The 17,325-nt window shown below is 62.1% G+C and carries 15 protein-coding genes; 12 read left to right on the top strand and 3 right to left on the bottom strand.

Annotation, left to right across the window (positions count from 1 at the left end):
- The first annotated feature begins 14 nt into the window (after positions 1-14).
- The 8 genes from ACE3PR_RS03895 (at position 15) to ACE3PR_RS03860 (ending at position 9,935) form a co-directional block, all read left to right on the top strand.
- Positions 15-1,142, top strand: coding sequence for a Gfo/Idh/MocA family protein (locus tag ACE3PR_RS03895; RefSeq protein WP_374368412.1), 1,128 nt, complete (start codon positions 15-17; stop codon positions 1,140-1,142).
- A gap of 172 nt (positions 1,143-1,314) precedes the next feature.
- Positions 1,315-2,091 carry a FadR/GntR family transcriptional regulator gene (locus ACE3PR_RS03890; protein WP_374368409.1) on the top strand — a complete coding sequence of 259 codons (777 nt, stop codon included), beginning with the start codon at positions 1,315-1,317 and terminating at the stop codon, positions 2,089-2,091.
- A 106-nt stretch (positions 2,092-2,197) separates the two neighbouring features.
- Entirely contained in the window at positions 2,198-3,181 is a 984-nt protein-coding gene (locus ACE3PR_RS03885; protein WP_374368406.1) for a substrate-binding domain-containing protein, read from the top strand.
- A 110-nt stretch (positions 3,182-3,291) separates the two neighbouring features.
- Positions 3,292-5,187, top strand: coding sequence for a sugar ABC transporter ATP-binding protein (locus tag ACE3PR_RS03880; protein WP_374368403.1), 1,896 nt, complete (start codon positions 3,292-3,294; stop codon positions 5,185-5,187).
- 25 nt (positions 5,188-5,212) lie between these two features.
- Positions 5,213-6,181 carry an ABC transporter permease gene (locus ACE3PR_RS03875; protein ID WP_374368400.1) on the top strand — a complete coding sequence of 323 codons (969 nt, stop codon included), beginning with the start codon at positions 5,213-5,215 and terminating at the stop codon, positions 6,179-6,181.
- Positions 6,182-6,209: 28 nt separating this feature from the next.
- Positions 6,210-8,150, top strand: a complete 1,941-nt coding sequence (locus ACE3PR_RS03870) for a hypothetical protein (RefSeq protein WP_374368398.1) — start codon at positions 6,210-6,212, stop codon at positions 8,148-8,150.
- Between the two features lie 20 nt (positions 8,151-8,170).
- Entirely contained in the window at positions 8,171-9,157 is a 987-nt protein-coding gene (denD, locus tag ACE3PR_RS03865) for a D-erythronate dehydrogenase (protein WP_374368395.1), read from the top strand.
- Between the two features lie 25 nt (positions 9,158-9,182).
- Positions 9,183-9,935, top strand: a complete 753-nt coding sequence (locus tag ACE3PR_RS03860; RefSeq protein ID WP_374368392.1) for an SDR family oxidoreductase — start codon at positions 9,183-9,185, stop codon at positions 9,933-9,935.
- A 9-nt stretch (positions 9,936-9,944) separates the two neighbouring features.
- On the opposite strand, the gene otnI is transcribed toward ACE3PR_RS03860, so the two are convergent.
- Positions 9,945-10,721, bottom strand: a complete 777-nt coding sequence (otnI, locus tag ACE3PR_RS03855; protein ID WP_374368389.1) for a 2-oxo-tetronate isomerase — start codon at positions 10,719-10,721, stop codon at positions 9,945-9,947.
- A gap of 19 nt (positions 10,722-10,740) precedes the next feature.
- Positions 10,741-11,667, bottom strand: a complete 927-nt coding sequence (gene ltnD / locus ACE3PR_RS03850) for an L-threonate dehydrogenase (protein WP_374368386.1) — start codon at positions 11,665-11,667, stop codon at positions 10,741-10,743.
- Positions 11,668-11,778: 111 nt separating this feature from the next.
- Between ltnD and ACE3PR_RS03845 the strand changes: the two genes are divergently transcribed.
- Genes ACE3PR_RS03845 through otnC form a run of 3 tightly spaced genes read left to right on the top strand, consistent with a single transcriptional unit; the run spans position 11,779 to position 14,757 of the window.
- Positions 11,779-12,807 carry a LacI family DNA-binding transcriptional regulator gene (locus ACE3PR_RS03845; protein WP_374368383.1) on the top strand — a complete coding sequence of 343 codons (1,029 nt, stop codon included), beginning with the start codon at positions 11,779-11,781 and terminating at the stop codon, positions 12,805-12,807.
- A gap of 34 nt (positions 12,808-12,841) precedes the next feature.
- Positions 12,842-14,110 carry a 3-oxo-tetronate kinase gene (otnK, locus tag ACE3PR_RS03840; protein WP_374368380.1) on the top strand — a complete coding sequence of 423 codons (1,269 nt, stop codon included), beginning with the start codon at positions 12,842-12,844 and terminating at the stop codon, positions 14,108-14,110.
- Entirely contained in the window at positions 14,107-14,757 is a 651-nt protein-coding gene (gene otnC, locus ACE3PR_RS03835) for a 3-oxo-tetronate 4-phosphate decarboxylase (protein WP_374368377.1), read from the top strand. Before otnK ends, otnC begins: the two co-directional genes overlap by 4 nt.
- 22 nt (positions 14,758-14,779) lie before the next feature.
- Here otnC and ACE3PR_RS03830 read toward each other — a convergent pair whose 3' ends face one another.
- Positions 14,780-15,781 carry an FkbM family methyltransferase gene (locus tag ACE3PR_RS03830; RefSeq protein WP_374368374.1) on the bottom strand — a complete coding sequence of 334 codons (1,002 nt, stop codon included), beginning with the start codon at positions 15,779-15,781 and terminating at the stop codon, positions 14,780-14,782.
- Positions 15,782-15,972: 191 nt separating this feature from the next.
- On the opposite strand from ACE3PR_RS03830, the gene ACE3PR_RS03825 reads away from it, so the two are divergent.
- Positions 15,973-17,325 (top strand): hypothetical protein, encoded by a 1,353-nt coding sequence (locus ACE3PR_RS03825; protein ID WP_374368372.1) that lies wholly within the window; start codon positions 15,973-15,975, stop codon positions 17,323-17,325.

The following is a 17,325-nucleotide window of genomic DNA, read 5'->3' as shown; positions in this document are numbered from 1 at the left end:
GCACGGAAAGCGACATGTCGGAAATCGGAATCGGCCTTATCGGCACGGGTTTCATGGGGAAGTGCCATGCCATGGCCTGGAATGCTGTCCTGCCCACTTTCGGGGATGTGCCGAAGCCGGTCCTCAACATCCTCTGTGATCTCGATGCGGAGAACGCCAAGGCCAAGGCCGCGCAATTCGGCTTTCAACGCTGGACCACGCATTGGCGCGAAGTGATCGACGATCCCAAGGTACAGGTCGTTTCCATCACCTCGCCCAATGCCGAGCATCGCGAGATGGCTCTGGCGGCTCTGGCCGCCGGCAAGCATGTCTGGTGCGAGAAGCCGATGGCACTGACCCTCGACGATGCGGAGGCGATGGCGAATGCGGCGATGCTGGCGCCCGGTAAAACCTTGCTAGGATATAATTATGCCCAGAACCCGGCGATCGGTCATGCTCGTCAGCTGATCGAGGCGGGCGAGATTGGGCGCATTCTGCATATGCGCGGCGTGGTCGATGAAGATTACATGGCCGATGGAGACATCCCCTGGTCGTGGCGCTGCCGCGCCGCGAGCGCTGGTTTGGGTGTGCTGGGCGACATCATGTGCCATCTGGTCTCGATCGCCGTCACGCTCGCCGGGCCGATTGCCGAGGTCTGCGCTGATATAGATATCGCCTATCGTCAGCGCCCCGTGTCTGGCGGCAAGCCGGGCGAGATGGGCGCGGTCGAGAACGAGGATATCGCCCAGGCACTTGTCCGCTTCGAGGCGGGCTTTACCGGCGTGCTCAGCTCCAGCCGCGTCGCCTGGGGCCGCAAGAACCATCTGATGTGGGAAGTCCATGGCAGCGGCGGGCACCTCGCCTGCGACCAGGAACGCATGAACGAATTGCAGTTCTTCAAGGCGGAAGGCCTGGAAGAAACACGCGGCTTCCGCACCATCCTGACCGGGCCGTTGCATGCGCCCTATGACCGCTTCTGCCCGGCACCCGGGCATGGCCTTGGCTTCAACGATCTCAAAGTGATTGAAGCCGCCCATTTCCTGCGCGTGATCCAGGGCGCGGAGGCTCCTTTGGTCGATTTCGCCCGCGGACTCCATATCGAGCGGGTCATTCACGGCATCGCCCGCTCGGCCCGGAAACGGACCTGGTGCCGTATCGCCTGATGCGGCGACGACACGTAATATTCTAAGAAACAACGGAATAATTCAATTCACGACGGGCGCGCGGCGGCATTGAGCAGCCTGCCGCCGGCCGTCTTGACACCGCAACGATTCCTCTCCAGTCTCCAACTGGTCTGGTTGATGGACCAGCAGTACAGTTTCGGATGTCCGTTAGATGATCGCGATCGAGACCAATCAATTGCTACTGGCCGAGGCCAAGGATCTGCGCCGCAGTCTTACCAAGCGCACGGCCAAGGACATCATCAGCGACAAGATCGCGGCTCTCATCGCTTCCGGCGTGCTCCATATCGATGACGAATTGCCGAGCGAGCGCGAGCTTGCGACGGCCTTGGACGTCAGCCGCGAGACCGTGCGTGGTGCCATTCAGATCCTGGCGGCGCGCGGTGTCGTCGAAGTGAGCCAGGGTGCCCGCACCCGTGTCGTCAGCACGGATCTCAGCGGTTTTCATGTCGGCGTCGCGCAGCATGCGGTGATCAACAGCTACGACCTGGAAACGGTGCATGAAACTCGTCTCCTGATCGAGCGTCAGGTCGTCGAGGACGCGGCAACGCGGATCACCGACGCGGCGCTGGAGCGGCTGCACAACTCGCTGCGGGCGCAGGCGGAATGCACCGACGATCCGGTGCAGTTTCTGATCTGCGACCGCGAATTTCATGTCACCATCTATCGCGCCTGCGGCAATCCTTTGCTCGCCGATCTGGTGACCGACCTCTACACCTACATGATGGATTACCGTCGGCGTGTCATGGCGCAGCCTGGGGCCATCGCCAAGAGCTACCAGGAACACGTCGCCATCGTCGCGGCGCTGGAAAAACATGATCCGCAAGCAGTTCTTGCGGCTTTCGGCCATCATCTCGACCGAATCTATGTGACCACGCGGTCGATTCTGGACGTATCCGGAAAATCAGCCAACAGCAAATCCGGTCGTTAGCCGGAATGAATGCCGTCGCGGGAGGGACGGTGCGCGCCCAACGTCAAAAATCAAACAATTGCCGCCGCGATCCCAGCGGCGGTCTTTTCGGGAGGAGAAACCCATCGTGAAACGTCGTACTTTTGTAAGCCTTGCTGCCATGGCGGCAGTCGCAGCTACGCTGAACTTCGGTGCCGCTGCACCGGCTGCAGCGCAATCCAAGGAAATCGTCTATCTGACGCCCGGTCTCGATCTGCCTTTCTGGCGCTATCTGTCGAAAGGCGTCGAGAAGGTTGCCGTGGAAAAGGGCTATGGCTTCCAGGCGCTCGATTCGCATAACAGCGCCCAGGATCAGCTGAAGAACGCACAGGATGCGATCGCCCGCGGTGTCGCCGGCATCGTCATTTCGCCGACCGACAGCTCGACGGCACCTAGCGTCCTGCAGCTTGCCAAGGACGCCAACATTCCGGTCGTGATCGCCGATATCGGCACCAATAGCGGTGATTTCGTCTCGTTCATCAGCTCGGACAATTACGAAGGCGCCAATGGCGTCGGCAAGGCCATGGCTGAAATGCTGACCGAGAAGGGCTGGCAGGACGGTTCCGTCGGCATCGTCTCGATCTCGCAGGCGCGCAAGAACGGCCAGGCCCGCACCAAGGGCTTCAAGGACGCATTGGCCGCCGGTGGCATCACCGGCGATGCGGGCTTGCAGCAGATGCAATCCTATACCGCCGACGAGACCTTCAAGTTTAGCCAGGACATGCTGACCGCGAATCCGAACATGCGCGGGATGTTCGTGCAGACCGACCAGCCGGCGATCGGTGCCTTGCGCGCGATCAAGGCGGCCCGTCGTACCGGCGAGGTTCTGGTCGCGGCCTTCGACGGCATTCCGGAATTCGTCCCGCTGCTGAAATCCGGCGAGCTGGTCGTCTCGGGCATGCAGCAGCCCTATCTGATGGGCGTGCGTTCGGCCGAAGCCATGTTTACCCATCTCGAAGGTGGCACGCCGGAGAAGGAAGTGACTGTGCCGATCCTGGTCGTCACCAGCAAAAACATCGATGAATTGCTGCCGACGGTGAAGGAAACCGTGTTCGCGAACGAAGTTCAGTAAGGGTCGTTGCGGAGTCAGGCCCGACCGGTTTACCTCCGGTCGGGCTTGGACCGCGCATCGAATGCCCCTTATTCTTGTTCTTGCAATCTTCGTTCTGGGACCGAGACACCGTGATTGATCAGCCGTCCAACAAGCCATCGGATGTGGTGCTCGTGGCACGCAATGTCGCCAAGAGCTTCGGCAAGACGCGCGCACTGGTCGATGCCGGGCTCGAATTGAAGGCCGGCGAGGTCCACGGCCTGCTGGGTGCCAATGGTGCCGGCAAATCGACCTTGTCGCGGGTCATCACCTGCCATGTGCGCCGCGATGCTGGCGAGGTGACCTTTCGCGGGGCACCGCTCGAAGCAGCCACTACACGCGATGCCTTGCGCCTCGGCATTGCGCTGGTCGCCCAGGAAACCAGCCTCGCCCCCGATATGTCAGTGCTGGAGAACATCTTTCTGCCTGAGCTCGGGCGACCTGCAAGGTTGTCGTATGGTGTCTTCCGGCGCCGCGCCACGGAAATACTGGAGCGCCTCGGCCATGAACATGCGCTCCCGCTCGATCTCGAGGTGCGCCGCCTCTCGGCGGCACAGCGGCAATTGGTCGAGATCGCGAAAGCTTTGGCACTCGATGCCAATCTGGTGATTTTTGACGAGCCAACGGCCTCTCTCAGCCCCAGCGAGGTCGAACGCCTATTCGACATCATGGCGCGCCTGCGCGATGACGGCCGCGCGCTGATCTTCGTCTCGCATCGGCTGGAAGAAGTCTTTGCCATCACCGACCGCGTCACCATCATGCGCGAGGGGCGTACGGTTGCAAATGCCCTGCCCACCGCGAGCCTGACGCAATCGGATATCGTTCGGCACATGGTCGGCCAGGATTTGGGTAGCGTCTACACCCAGGCGCCGGTCCATGCAGCGGGCGAAGTCCTGCCGGTTGTACTCGAAGTGAGCCATCTCTCCGCACCGCCAGCCGTGCGTGACATTTCCTTCAGCGTGCGGCGCGGTGAGATCCTGGGACTCGGTGGTCTGGTCGGTGCCGGCCGTTCGGAAGCGGCGGAGGCGATCTTCGGTCTGCGCCCGCGGCGCGGTGGTGTCATCAAAGTGGATGGGCGCGAGATCAACCCGACGAAACCCGCAGACGCAATCAAGGCGGGAATCGGTCTGGTGGCTGAAGACCGCCGCGTGCAGAGCATCGTGCCTGATCTGACCGTGCGCGAGAATCTGCTCCTCGCCCATATCGGCGCTCATCGCGGCTTCGGCCTGGGTTATGCGGCGCGTGAGAAGAAACTCGCTGCCCTTATCAAGAGTCTCGATCTTCCCGCAGATCGGCTCGATGCCAATTTGCTCACCTTTTCCGGCGGCATGCAGCAGAAGGTGGTGATGGCCCGCTGGCTGCTGCTGGAGCCCAAGGTGTTGATCCTCGACGAGCCCACCAAGGGTGTCGATATCGGCACCCGTGCGTCGATCTATGCCATCCTGCGCGAGATCGCGGCGGACGGTGTCGCCGTCATCCTGATTTCGTCCGATTTTGAAGAATTGCTGGGCCTTGCGGAGCGCATCGTCGTGATCAGCGATGGGGTCAGCATCGCCGATCTGCCAACCGCCTCGCTCGACGAAGAGAAGCTCACCTTGCTGGCAGCACCCCGCACCTCGACCGCGCGCAACACGGAATTCCTGCGGCGACTGACCTCCGATTTTGGGGGTACCGCCTTCTGGGCGTTGCTGGAGCAGGATGAGGTGATCTGTCTCAGCCAGGCCGACGCCACCAATCCGGTTGCGACGGGTTTGCGTCCGGGCGAGGCGCGCGCGATCGACGTTACCCATATTCCCCAGGCTCTGCGTCGCCGTGAAGCCCAATTCGTACGGGAGGACGCTGGCGACAATGCTACGCTGATCCTGCCCATGCGCAGCCGCCGCGGCAGCGATCTCGGCTGGATTGGCCTCGCCTTGCCGGCCGCCGCCGATCTGCCGCCGCCACAAGCCATCGAGGCGCGGATCGCCGCCCTCAATGCCATCGATTGATACTTTGAGAGAAGGCCGTCAGTTCATGTCGACCAACACGACCTCCGCCCAGCGATTCTTCCGCAGCCTCACAAGGCGGCTGGAAGTGCGCATGCTGGGCCTTGCCATCGTTATCGCCATCTGTCTCAGCCTGATGTCTCCTTATTTCCTGACGGCGAACAATATCTTCAACCTGCTCGACCAATCGGTGGTTATCGGCATCGTCGCCGTCGGCATGACCCTGGTGATTTTGACCGGCGGTATCGATCTTTCGGTGGGCTCGGTTGCCGGCATGACCGGCATCGTGCTGGGCCTCGCCCTGCAGCAATTTCCGATTCCGGTCGCGATCCTGTTCGCCGTGCTGACCGGGGCGGGGATCGGCCTTATCTCCGGCATCCTCACTGCCTATTTCGGTCTCGCGGCCTTCGTGGTGACCCTCGGCGTCATGGCGATCGCCCGGAGCCTTGCCTATATCTTCTCCGGCCAGACCGCGATCTCGAACATCCCCGAGGCCCTTTCCGATATCGTCTATACTGAGATCTTCGGCATTCCCAGCAACGTGATCTTTCTGCTGGTGCTCTATCTCATTGCCTGGGCCTATCTCACCTATACCAAGGGCGGCCGGACGATCTATGCAGTGGGCTCCAACAAGGAGGCGGCGCGGGCGGCTGGTCTCAACGTCCTCTTCTATTCGATCCTGCCCTATATCCTCTCGGGCGCCCTGGCGGCCGTGGCGGTGACCTTTTCCGTTGCGCAATTGCTCTCGGCTGACCCCTTGATGGGCAACCAGATGGAGCTGGACGCGATCGCCGCCGTGGTCATCGGCGGAGCCAGCCTGTTTGGTGGACGCGGCTCGATCATCGGGACCTTGATTGGCGTCTTCATCATGGTGATGATCCGCAACGGCCTCAATCTGCTGGGCGTCTCGCCCTTCTGGCAGGGCTCGGCCATCGGCTCGATCATCATCATCGCCTTGCTGGTGGAACGGCTGGTCAACTGGCGCTCCAATCGCTAGAGCCAGCGAAATCTGAGAGAGAAGAAGCATGAGCCAAGATCCGACACTTGCCGTCAAACTGTTCGGCACGGAAGAGGCGGTCACACCACCGCGTTTGCTCGCGGCGGGGAAGTTGACGGCTGAACTCGAGGCCGGAAATCTCCGCTATATCCGCTATGGCGGCGTGGAGATCATGCGCGCTGTCTCGTTCATCGTGCGCGACAAGGATTGGGGCACCTATAACCCGGCGATCAGCAATCTTGTGGTGAGCGAGGGTGCAGAGGGCTTCCGGGTGAGTTATGACGCCGTCACCTCGGATGCCACGCAGACCTTTCGCTACCGCGCGGTGATAGAGGGCAGTCCCGACGGAAAGCTCGTATTCAAGGGAGAAGGAGAGGCGGTCACCGATTTTCTCACCAATCGCACCGGCTTTGTCGTGTTGCATCCCGTCGAAGGTGTTGCCGGCGCACCGGTCGAGATTCGCCACGTCGATGGCAGCGTGGTGCAGAGCACCTTCCCCGATATCATCGACCCGGTACAGCCAATGATGGATTTGCGTGCGCTCACTCATGAAGCGGCTCCGGGACTACGCGTCACCTGTCTCATGGAAGGCGACACCTACGAGATGGAAGATCAGCGCAACTGGACGGATGCCTCCTACAAGACCTATGTGCGCCCGCTTGCCTTGCCATGGCCCTATACTCTGCGTGCCGGCGACAAGATCGATCAGGCGGTGACGCTCACCATTTCGGGAGGACTCAAAGGTGCTGCGGCGCCGGGCGAGATCGCCGTCACTCTCGGCGCGCCGGCGGGACAAATGCCGGCTATCGGTGCCGGCCTCGACCCCGACGATATCGACAGCAGCATGCAGCGGGCGGCATCGCTGCGGCACCTCGGCCTCGATCACATGATCTGCCATTACGATCCGCGACGCGGCCATGACGCGACCACGTTGCAGCGACAGATCGACGTCGTCAAAGCGATCGGCGCGACGCCCTGGCTGGAAGCCATCATCACGTCGATCGACGACGCTGCCGCCGAGATCGCGCAATTGGGAATGGTCGTTGCCAAGCTGGGATCGCCCTTCGCCACGGTCTTGGTCTCGCCGGCCCCCGATCTCAAATGCACGTTGCCGGGGAGTGTCTGGCCACCTTGCCCCAGTTTCGAGACGATCTATCAGGCGGCCCGCGCGGCTTTTCCTGGCACCCGCCTGGGCGGCGGCATGTTCAGCTATTTCACCGAGCTCAACCGCAAGCGGCCGCCGGTGGCCTTGCTCGATGTCGTGAGCTTCACGACTTCGGCCATGGTTCATGCGGGCGATGACCGGTCGGTCATGGAATCGCTGCAGGCACTGCCCTCCATCGCGGCCAGTGCCGCCGCCATCGCGGCACCCAAGCCTTTCGTGGTCGGGCCCTCCGCCATCGGTATGCGCGCCAATCCCTATGGCGACAAGCCAAAGCAGAATCCTGGAAATATCCGCCAGGCCATGAACTGGAACGATCCGCGCCAGCGTGGCCTGCTGGGGGCGGCCTGGGATCTCGGCTATATCGCGCGCTTCACCTATGGCGGCGCGGAGGCCATTGCGCTGGGCGCTCTTACCGGCCCGTTCGGCGCAGTCTACACACCTGCTTCCTATCCACAGCCCTGGTTCGACGAGGCGGGCGGTATGTTTCCCCTCTTCCATGTGTTGCATGGCCTTGCCGCCCAGAAGGGCCGGCACGTGCGGCGCCTCGACATCTCGCAACCAGGCGACGTCCAGGGCATCGCCCTGGAAAGTGCCGCCGGGCTCGAGCTTTGGCTTGCCAATCTCACCAGTGCTGCGCTCAACTTGCGGCTCAATGTCGGAATCGAGGCGCAAGCGACTCTCGATACCGGGAATTTCGTCGCTGCCAGCCGGGAAGATGCGCTGCTCGATCGCCTGTCGCCTGCCAGCGGCCAGACACTTAAACTGCCTCCCTATGCCGTCACGCGCCTGCGCGCGAAGGCCTAACTTCAGAAGGTTCTGACTATATGCATATTCTGATCATCGGTGCCGCCGGCATGGTCGGTCGCAAGCTGACCGACCGCCTCGTCGCTCAAGGTGGCCTCGCCGACCGTACCGTAGAGAAGCTGACGCTGGTCGACGTCGTGCCGCCCAGCACGCCTGCGAGCTTCAGCGGCAAGGTCTCCTGCGTCACCGCGGATCTGTCGATACCAGGCGAGGCCGAGAAGCTGATTGCGACGCGGCCCGATCTCATCTTCCATCTTGCCGCTATCGTCTCGGGCGAGGCCGAAGCCGATTTCGACAAGGGCTACCGCATCAATCTCGACGGCACGCGCTATCTGTTCGATGCCGTACGGCTTGAGGGTGTGAAGGCGCCCTACAAGCCGCGCCTCGTCTTCACCTCATCGATCGCGGTTTTCGGCGCGCCCTTTCCGGAGAAGATCGACGACACGTTCTTAACCGCCCCGCTCACCAGCTACGGAACCCAGAAGGCGATCGGCGAATTGCTGCTCTCCGACTATTCGCGGCGCGGTTTTTTCGACGGGATCGGCATCCGCCTTCCCACCATCTGTATCCGTCCGGGGAAACCCAACAAGGCAGCCTCGGGTTTCTTCTCCGGCATCCTGCGCGAACCGCTCGCTGGGCAGGAAGCGATCCTGCCGGTCTCGGAAGACGTGCGGCACTGGCATGCGAGTCCGCGCGCAGCCGTGGGTTTCCTGCTGCATGCCGCAACGCTCGATACAGAACGCATGGGCACACGCCGCAATATCAGCCTGCCAGGCCTTTCGGCTACAGTGGGAGAGCAGATCGAGGCCCTGCGGCGCGCCGCAGGCGACAAGGCGGTGAAGCTTATCCGCCGGGTGCCGGATCCGGTGATCGACAAGATCGTCGCCGGCTGGCCGCGCGATTTCAAGCCGGAGCGTGCTTTGGCCCTGGGTTTCAAGGCGGAAAGCTCGTTCGACGAGATCATCCGCGTCCATATCGAAGACGAACTCGGCGGCAAGCTCGCCTGACCTGATCGCATCAAGGGGAAACGACATGAGTATCAAGACAGCCATCGTCACCGGTGCTGGCACGGGTGTCGGCAAGGCCATCGCCAAGGCCCTGCTGACCAGCGGCTACAAGGTTGCCATCGTCGGCCGCCGCAAGGAGATGATCGAGGCAGCGGCGAACGAGATCGATCCCAGCGGTACCAATGTATTTCCGGTCTCGGCCGATATCGGCGATTTTCAGGCGGTTGCCGGCTTGTTCGAGAAGGTGAAGGCAAAATGGGGCCGCCTCGATCTGTTGGTCAACAATGCCGGCGTGGGCGCTCCCGCGATTCCGATGGAGGAACTCAGTGCCGAGCAATGGAACGCGGTCGTTGCTTCCAACCTGACCGGCGCTTTCTTCTGTACACAGCAGGCCATCAAGATCATGAAAGCGCAATCGCCGCGCGGTGGTCGCATCATCAATAACGGTTCGATCTCGGCGACGACGCCGCGGCCGCATTCGGCGCCCTATACGGCGACCAAACATGCGATCTCGGGATTGACCAAATCGACAGCGCTCGACGGCCGGCCATTCGATATCGCCTGCGGGCAGATCGATATCGGCAATGCGACGACCGAGATGACTGCGAAGATGGCGACCGGCGTGCTGCAGGCGGACGGTTCGACGGCGGTCGAACCTACCATCGACGCCAAGCATATCGGCGATGCCGTGGCCTATATGGCAAGCCTGCCACTCAATGCCAACGTCCTCACCATGACGGTGATGGCGACCCAGATGCCCTTCGTCGGCCGCGGCTGAGGAAAAGGATCAGCCGGCCTTGAAGGTGTCAAACCAGTCAAGGCCGGCGAGCGTCCCCTGGGCCGGCCGGTATTCCAGGCCGACATAGCCCTGATAGCCGAGCGCATCCAGTGTGCGGAGAATTCGGAAATCGTCCAACTCGCCGCTGCCTGGCTCGTTGCGGGCCGGGACCGAGGCGATCTGGACATGGCCGATCATCGGCAGCAGGCTTTTCAAGCTGGTCAGCACATCGCCATGGATGATCTGGCGATGGTAGATGTCGAATTGCAGCTGGAGATTCGGCAGCCCGAGATTGGTGATGATATCGGCGGCCCGGCCGAAGTGATTGAGGAAATAGCCGGGCATGTCGCGGCCGTTGATCGGCTCGATGAGGATGGTGATGTTCTTCCGTGCGGCCCTTTCGCAAGCCAGCTTCAGTGCATCGCGATAGGCGGCAAGCGCCTTGGGATCCGTGGCATCGGCGAGGCCGGCCATGACATGGAGGCGCGTCACCGAGAGTGTCTCGGCATAGAGCAAGGCCTGGTCGATGCCGACGGTGAATTCCTTGCGCCGGTCGGGAAGAGCGGCGAGGCCGCGATCGCCGGCCTGCCAATCGCCGGGCGGGAAGTTGAAGAGCGCCTGGCGCAATTTGTGCCGCTGCAGGTGGGTGGCGATTACCTCCGGTGCATGGTCGTAGGGGAAGAGATATTCGACCGCCGTGAAGCCGGCATCGGCCGCCGCCCCGAAGCGATCGAGGAAATCCCATTCGTTGAACATGAAGCTGAGATTGGCGGCGAAATTGGGCATCGGAAAAGTCTCGTCCGGTCTAGCGGGAAGGTGATTTCTGCGGCAATTCAAGGCCGGCTATCCTGGCATAAAGCCGCGCCACGGAGGCGTCGTCGTCGCGCCCCATGCCCGCGGCGGCGGTCATCAGGAACATTTGCAGGGCTTGGGCGGCGATCGGGGTCGGAAATTTCTGCGCGCGCGACATGTCGTTGATGATGCCGAGATCCTTGGTGAAGATGTCGACGGCACTTCTGGGTGTGTAATCGCCGTCGAGCACATGGGGCACGCGGTTCTCGAACATCCAGGAATTGCCGGCGGAACCCGTGATCACCTCATAGACCTTGGCGATGTCCAGATCGAGCTGCTTGGCAAAAGTGATGGCCTCGCAGGCGGCGGCGATATGCACGCCGGCCAGGAGCTGGTTGATCATTTTGAAGGAGGCACCGGTGCCGGGCTCGTCGCCCAGTTGATAAAGCTTGGCCGCCATCGCATCGAGCGCCGGGCGCGCCTTCGCGAAGGCCGCCTCACTGCCGGAGGCGAGAATGGTGAGGGCGCCTTCTGCCGCGCGCTGGGCGCCGCCGCTGATCGGGGCATCGAGATAGAGGAGGCCTTGCGCAGCCGACTGATCGGCAAGGCTCATGGCGTCGGCCGGACCCATTGTCGCCGAGGAGATAATGACTGCCTCCTTCCTGGCCGTCGTGGCGGCACCCTCGGGACCGAACAGAACCTCCCGGGTTTGCGCCGCATTGACCACGACCGTCACGATGATCTCCGCATCCCGGGCCGCGGCGGCGGGTGACTCGGCTGCTTTGCCATGATCGCTGGCAAAGCGATCGCGGAGGGCCGCCTGCCGATCGGCCCCGGTCACGTCGAATCCGGCGCGTGCCAAAGAGATCGCCATGCCGAATCCCATCGAGCCGAGACCGATCACGGCGATTTTCGTGGTCTTTACGGGTGAAGCGGCCATGTCTCTGTCCTCCGGGGGCATCTACCCGGCTTGATGTCGGGGAATGGTAGCGGTAACATCCGAAAATCTTAGTCCCGATCGTTCGATAGGGTCAAGCATTGGGGAACCGACATGGCGCAGCGTAAGGCGCGCAAGGGCCAGACCGGGCCGGCGGTCACGTTGACCGATGTGGCGCGGGAGGCGCGGGTCAGCCGGATCACCGTTTCGCGCGTCATCCGCAGGCAAGGGCCGATCGCGGCGGAGACGCTGAAGCGGGTGGAAGCGGCCATCCGCAAGATCGGCTATGTGCCCAACCGCGTTGCCGGATCCCTGGCGTCGGCCGGGTCCGACCTCGTCGGCGTGATCCTGCCCTCGCTCGGCAACATCGTCTTCCCCGACGTGCTCAACGGCATTCATGATTCCGTGGCGCCCCATGGCTACCGGGCCATGGTGAGTGTCACCGAATACAGCCTGGAGGCGGAATACCAGGCCGTCTCGGCGCTGCTCTCCTGGCGGCCCGCCGCGGTGATGGTGACGGGGTTGGAGCACAAGAAAGAGACGATCAAGCTGCTGCGCAATTGCGGCGTGCCGGTGGTCGAGCTGATGGATATTGCTGGCGAGCCGATCGACATCGCGGTCGGCATGTCGCATCAGCGCGTGGGCGAGGAGACGGCACAGCGTCTGCTCGGCGCCGGCTATCGCCGTATCGGCCTCGTGGGTCACGATCTGGTGCGGGATCTACGCGCCAGCAAACGCCGTGAATCCTTTCTGAATGCGCTCGACGAGGCGGGCCACGCCTTGGCGGGCGAGGTGATCGTGCCGGGGGCCTCGTCGGTCGCGGCCGGCCGTACCGGGCTGTCGCAGCTCCTCAAACTGCATCCGAAGATCGAGGCTGTTTATTTCCTCAATGACGACATGGCGATCGGTGGCGTGTTCCATTGCATGAACCAAGGCGTCAGATTGCCAGATCAGCTCGCCATCATCGGATTCAACGGCCTCGATATCGGCCAGGCGCTGCCGCAGCCACTCACCACCGTCCTAACGCGGCGGCGCGAGATTGGCGCCCTCGCCGGACAATGCGTGCTTGACCGTCTGTCAGGCCGCGAGGTGCCGTCGATTACCGATGTCGGTTTCGATTTCATCAAGGGCGCCACGGCCTAACAGCGGGCGCTTCCTATCAAGACAGGATACCAAGATGCTTCTGGGTGCCATTGCTGACGATCTCACCGGGGCGACCGATCTCGCTCTCACACTTTCCCGTGGTGGCATGCGCACCGTGCAGGTCGTGGGCACGCCGAAGAGCCCGATGGATCTGGCTTCGGTCGATGCGGTGGTCGTGGCGCTCAAATCCCGCACCATCCCCGCTGCCGAAGCGATTGCCTTGTCCAGCGAGGCGGCTGCCTGGCTCAAAGCGAACGGGACGCGGCAATTCCTTTTCAAATACTGCTCGACCTTCGATTCGACCGCTTCAGGCAATATCGGGCCGGTCGGCGATGCGCTGCTCGAGCAACTGGAGGCGAAGCTCACCATCGCCTGTCCGGCCTTTCCCACCAACAAGCGCACGATCTATCAGGGCCATCTCTTCGTCGGCGACCAGTTGCTCTCCGACAGCCCGATGAAGGATCATCCGCTGACGCCGATGCGGGATGCCAATCTGATGCGGGTATTGGGGGCGCAGACACGGCATAAGGTCGGACTGCTACCCTTTGCCATCGTGAATGCCGGCGTCGCTGCCATCAGAGCGAGCTATGAGCAGGCAATCGCTGAGGGGCTGCGCTACCTCGTCGTCGATGCCATCACCGATCAGCATCTGCGCGATATCGGCGAGGCATCGGCTGATTTCACGCTCATCACCGGTGGGTCAGGTATCGCCCTCGGCCTGCCCGAGAATTTCCGCCGCGCCGGGCTGCTGCCGCATGACGTGGCGACCGCCACCTTGCAGGCGCCTGCGGGCCTACCCGTAATCCTGGCCGGCTCCTGTTCGGCGATGACGCGTGAGCAGGTGGCGCAGGCGCAGGAAGCCGGCATCGCTAGCTTCCGCATCGACCCGTTGGCGGTCGCCGAGAAAAAGATCACTGCTGCCACTATCGTCGACTGGGTGACGGCACATGCGAGTACCGCGAAACCGGCTTTGGTCTATTCCAGCGCCGATCCTGCCGAGGTGCTGGCGATCCAGGAGAAGTTGGGGCGGCAAGCGGCGGGCGATATGGTCGAGCATCTGCTGGGCGAGACGGCAAAGGAACTGGCCGCGCGCGGCTTCAGCCGCTTCGTGGTGGCCGGCGGCGAGACCTCGGGCGCGGTGGTAGCGGCTCTCGGTGTCGAAGCGCTCCGCATCGGCCCCGAGATCGATCCCGGCGTGCCCTGGACGACCAGCCTGCAAGGGCGGCCCTTGGCGCTCGCCCTGAAATCGGGCAATTTCGGTGCGCCGGACTTCTTCCTCAAAGCCTGGAAGGTACTCGCATGAGCGCCACGACCCTATCCGAAACGACGAAGTTGCGTGACACCATCGCCAGGATCGGCAAGTCGCTGTTCGATCGAGGTCTCACCTTCGGCTCGAGCGGCAATATCAGCGTGCGCCTCGGTGACGGCACCTTGCTGGCGACACCAACCAACATGTCTTTGGGCGAACTCGATCCGGCGCGTCTGTCGCATATCACCGTCGACGGCCAGCATCTGGACGGCGACAAACCGACCAAGGAAGCCTTCCTGCATCGCTGCGTCTATTGTGCCCGGGGTGACGCCGGGGCGATTGTACATCTTCATTCGACGCATTCCGTCGCTGTCAGCATCCTTGCCGACGTGCCGCCCGAGGATGTGTTGCCGCCGCTCACGGCTTATTACATCATGCGCGTGGGCAAGCTGCCGTTGGTGCCTTATTTCCCGCCGGGCGATGAAAAGCTCGCCGATGCGGTGACGGCGAAGATCGGCACGGCACATGCGGTGCTGCTCGCCAATCACGGTCCCGTGGTGGCGGGAAAGACGCTCCTTGATGCGCAATATGCGACCGAGGAACTGGAAGAGACCGCGAAGCTCTATCTGCTATTGAAGGATCGTGCGATCCGCCCGCTGACGCCGGAACAGGTGGAGGATTTGCGAACAAGGCAGAAATAACCCTGGTTGTTCTGGACGCCGTCTAAAAATCCCAACTGCGATTTAGCCAGAAATCCGCCTTGCGGCCCCGGAAGCCGAATCTTTTGTTGAGGCGCCGCGCCAGCTTGCCCAGCCAATCAGATCGCTGGAGTAGCGCCGGACGTGGCGCCAACTCTCGTGTGAGGGCAATCAGCCGGTTGCGCTGGGCCGCCGTGATCGCTCCCTTTTCCAAAGCTTGTTCGGCCATCCACAATACTTCATCATAACAGCGGTACATCAGCAGGATGATCAGATACTTGCCGAGCTCAACGCCACCCGCCTCCAGCACCGCTTGCGCGGATTTCAGATAGAAGGCATCGCCGGCGATCATGCGTCGCGAAATATCCGTGCGGTTACGCGCGATTCCAAGATGTTCCTTGAGGTAATGCAATTCACGGCCGTTCTTCGCCCGGTAAATCTTGACCGGCAGAAGGTCGAATAATTCATAGCCGCGCGCGCGGATGGCGGCGTCGACGTCCCAGAATAGAGCTTGGCCCAAATACTCCTCGACGAATTCGACTTCGACCTGGAGGCCCAGTACGTTGCCCCAGTGCTCATCGTTCAGACCCTTGAGCACATCAAGCTCGGCACCCTGGACGTCGAGCTTGATAAAGTCCGGCGCGGGGCGATTCTCTTGGGTGAGGACCGTCGACAGGCGCGACAGGCTGACCGGCACTTCCTTCATCAAATCGCCGTAGCCCTTGGGAGTGTAGGAATCCATGATCGCCTTGTTGGGCGGATAGAGCGAGGAAGAGGAAGGTTTGCGCACGACATAGAGGGTTCCCGGGCCGTTCCGGTCGCCGAGCGCGAAAGGATGCCAGTGCTCTGATGGTGGAGCGATCTTGCGCTGTGCTTCACAGGCCGCTGCATCCGGCTCGAAGGCGTCGAGCTCAAGCAATGAGGCAAATGGCATCCAGTGCTTCTGCATGCCACCGCGGGCGCCGACGTCGACACATTGCATTTTTTGTCCTTGCAGCAATTCGGACAGCACGGAAATATCGATCATTGACGGGCTTTCTTCTGAAAAACGCTTGGTTTCATTCTCAGCGTTCGACTATTACCGGCTGACTTAAACAGCGTCAATCAGTGCCCCACGCGGGTGCCAAAGGGATTGGGCCGGAGGTTTGCGGGAAGGCCGGATTACCGCTAATAAGAGGCAAGATCGAGTTCGTTTGGTCAGATTTGGAAGTAGCTTTCATGGTCGATACGCAATACCCCGCCGGTTACCCGGATCGCGGCCTGGACAAGGTCATCACGCCCCGGTTTGGCGATTGGATCTACCGTTTGCGGGCATGGGCGAACAGCCGGGGCGAGGGCGTCGAGGATCGCGCGCGCCGGGTGGTGCGAAAGATGGAATGGCATGGTGTCGACCCGCAGCGCCCGACCATTCTCTGCCTGGACAGGGCATTGTTCCGCAAAGATGTAGTCGAGCTGCGCAAGCGGCTTCCCTACAATTTTCCGGTCGCCCGCGCGACAACCATCAAAAAGTATCAGGAGCGCTGGATTCCGCCGCAATGGCGCCGGCAGACTTTTTTCGGCGACTACCTGAATGGTCCTCTTGAGGCTTCCCGACCGTTGCTCTCCAGGTTTGGCCGGAGCTTCCTGGAACAGGCTTCGCAGATAAACAGGATCGATGCCGTCATGGCCGCCAATACCGATTATTGGCAGGACGACGCGATACGATTGGGGTGCAAGGAACTGGGCATCCCCTTCCTGGTGCTGAGCCGCGAGAACTATCTTTGGCCAGCCTCGGCGCAGATGGTCAAGTTGCAGTATAAAGCGGCAAAGTTTGTCTATGGCGGCGCAGGCGTTGCAGTAGCGTCAGCACCGACCCGGGATACGCTCTACGAGACGGGCGGATTCGACGCTGGCGCCGTATGGCTGACCGGCTGGCCGAGGTTTGATGCCTGGCGCGACATTGCGATGATCGATGTTGCCGCGCGCCGCACGGTAACCCTGGTCTCCTACGGCGACCCGCTCTATCTCGCGCCGGAGAATTTCCGGGAGGTTCTGGATGGCTTCATCGATCTTGCTGAACGGCATCGCGGCCAGTTGCGTTGCGTCCTGAAGGTGAAGAAGCAGAACGAAGTGGCCCTGCATTTCCAGCGGCATCCCAGGTTACGGAACGCGCCGATCGACGTCGTCTCCGAGGAGCCGTTGCCGTCTCTCTTTGCCGAATCGAAAATCGTGGTTGGTTTCAATTCGACGGCAGTGGTGGAGGCCCTACTCTCCGGCGCGGGCGTCGCGGTGCCGACCTGGGGCGATTCGCGCCGCTCGGCCGAGGCCTCCGGTTTGCATTACTCGCGCACAGGGGATCGCGAGGTCGCCTTCTTTCCGGAATCGGGTGCTGAGCTGGCGCAATTGCTCGAAGATCTGTTGGAGAACCGCGTCAGTCCACTGGGCGACAGCGCCGCGCGGCTGCGGCGCTTTGCGGAGTATTCCTATGTTGAAGATGGAAAAATGTCGTCGCAACTGGTCGGAGAATTCATCGACCATTATATCTCGCGGCACAGCAAGCCGTGGCGAGAGCATCTCGCCCGTCGGGCGTAG

The organism is Dongia sp. (assembly GCF_041909655.1).
Lineage (GTDB): Bacteria > Pseudomonadota > Alphaproteobacteria > Dongiales > Dongiaceae > Dongia.
This window is presented reverse-complemented; position numbering and strand designations above follow the sequence as displayed.

Coding starts and splice junctions, on each gene's coding strand:
- ACE3PR_RS03825 (WP_374368372.1), top strand. CDS start 15,973: ATGGTCGATACGCAATACCCCGCCGGTTACCCGGATCGCGGCCTGGAC.
- ltnD (WP_374368386.1), bottom strand. CDS start 11,667: ATGGCCGCTTCACCCGTAAAGACCACGAAAATCGCCGTGATCGGTCTC.
- otnC (WP_374368377.1), top strand. CDS start 14,107: ATGAGCGCCACGACCCTATCCGAAACGACGAAGTTGCGTGACACCATC.
- ACE3PR_RS03860 (WP_374368392.1), top strand. CDS start 9,183: ATGAGTATCAAGACAGCCATCGTCACCGGTGCTGGCACGGGTGTCGGC.
- otnK (WP_374368380.1), top strand. CDS start 12,842: ATGCTTCTGGGTGCCATTGCTGACGATCTCACCGGGGCGACCGATCTC.
- otnI (WP_374368389.1), bottom strand. CDS start 10,721: ATGCCCAATTTCGCCGCCAATCTCAGCTTCATGTTCAACGAATGGGAT.
- ACE3PR_RS03830 (WP_374368374.1), bottom strand. CDS start 15,781: ATGATCGATATTTCCGTGCTGTCCGAATTGCTGCAAGGACAAAAAATG.
- ACE3PR_RS03875 (WP_374368400.1), top strand. CDS start 5,213: ATGTCGACCAACACGACCTCCGCCCAGCGATTCTTCCGCAGCCTCACA.
- ACE3PR_RS03890 (WP_374368409.1), top strand. CDS start 1,315: ATGATCGCGATCGAGACCAATCAATTGCTACTGGCCGAGGCCAAGGAT.
- ACE3PR_RS03895 (WP_374368412.1), top strand. CDS start 15: ATGTCGGAAATCGGAATCGGCCTTATCGGCACGGGTTTCATGGGGAAG.
- ACE3PR_RS03845 (WP_374368383.1), top strand. CDS start 11,779: ATGGCGCAGCGTAAGGCGCGCAAGGGCCAGACCGGGCCGGCGGTCACG.
- ACE3PR_RS03870 (WP_374368398.1), top strand. CDS start 6,210: ATGAGCCAAGATCCGACACTTGCCGTCAAACTGTTCGGCACGGAAGAG.
- denD (WP_374368395.1), top strand. CDS start 8,171: ATGCATATTCTGATCATCGGTGCCGCCGGCATGGTCGGTCGCAAGCTG.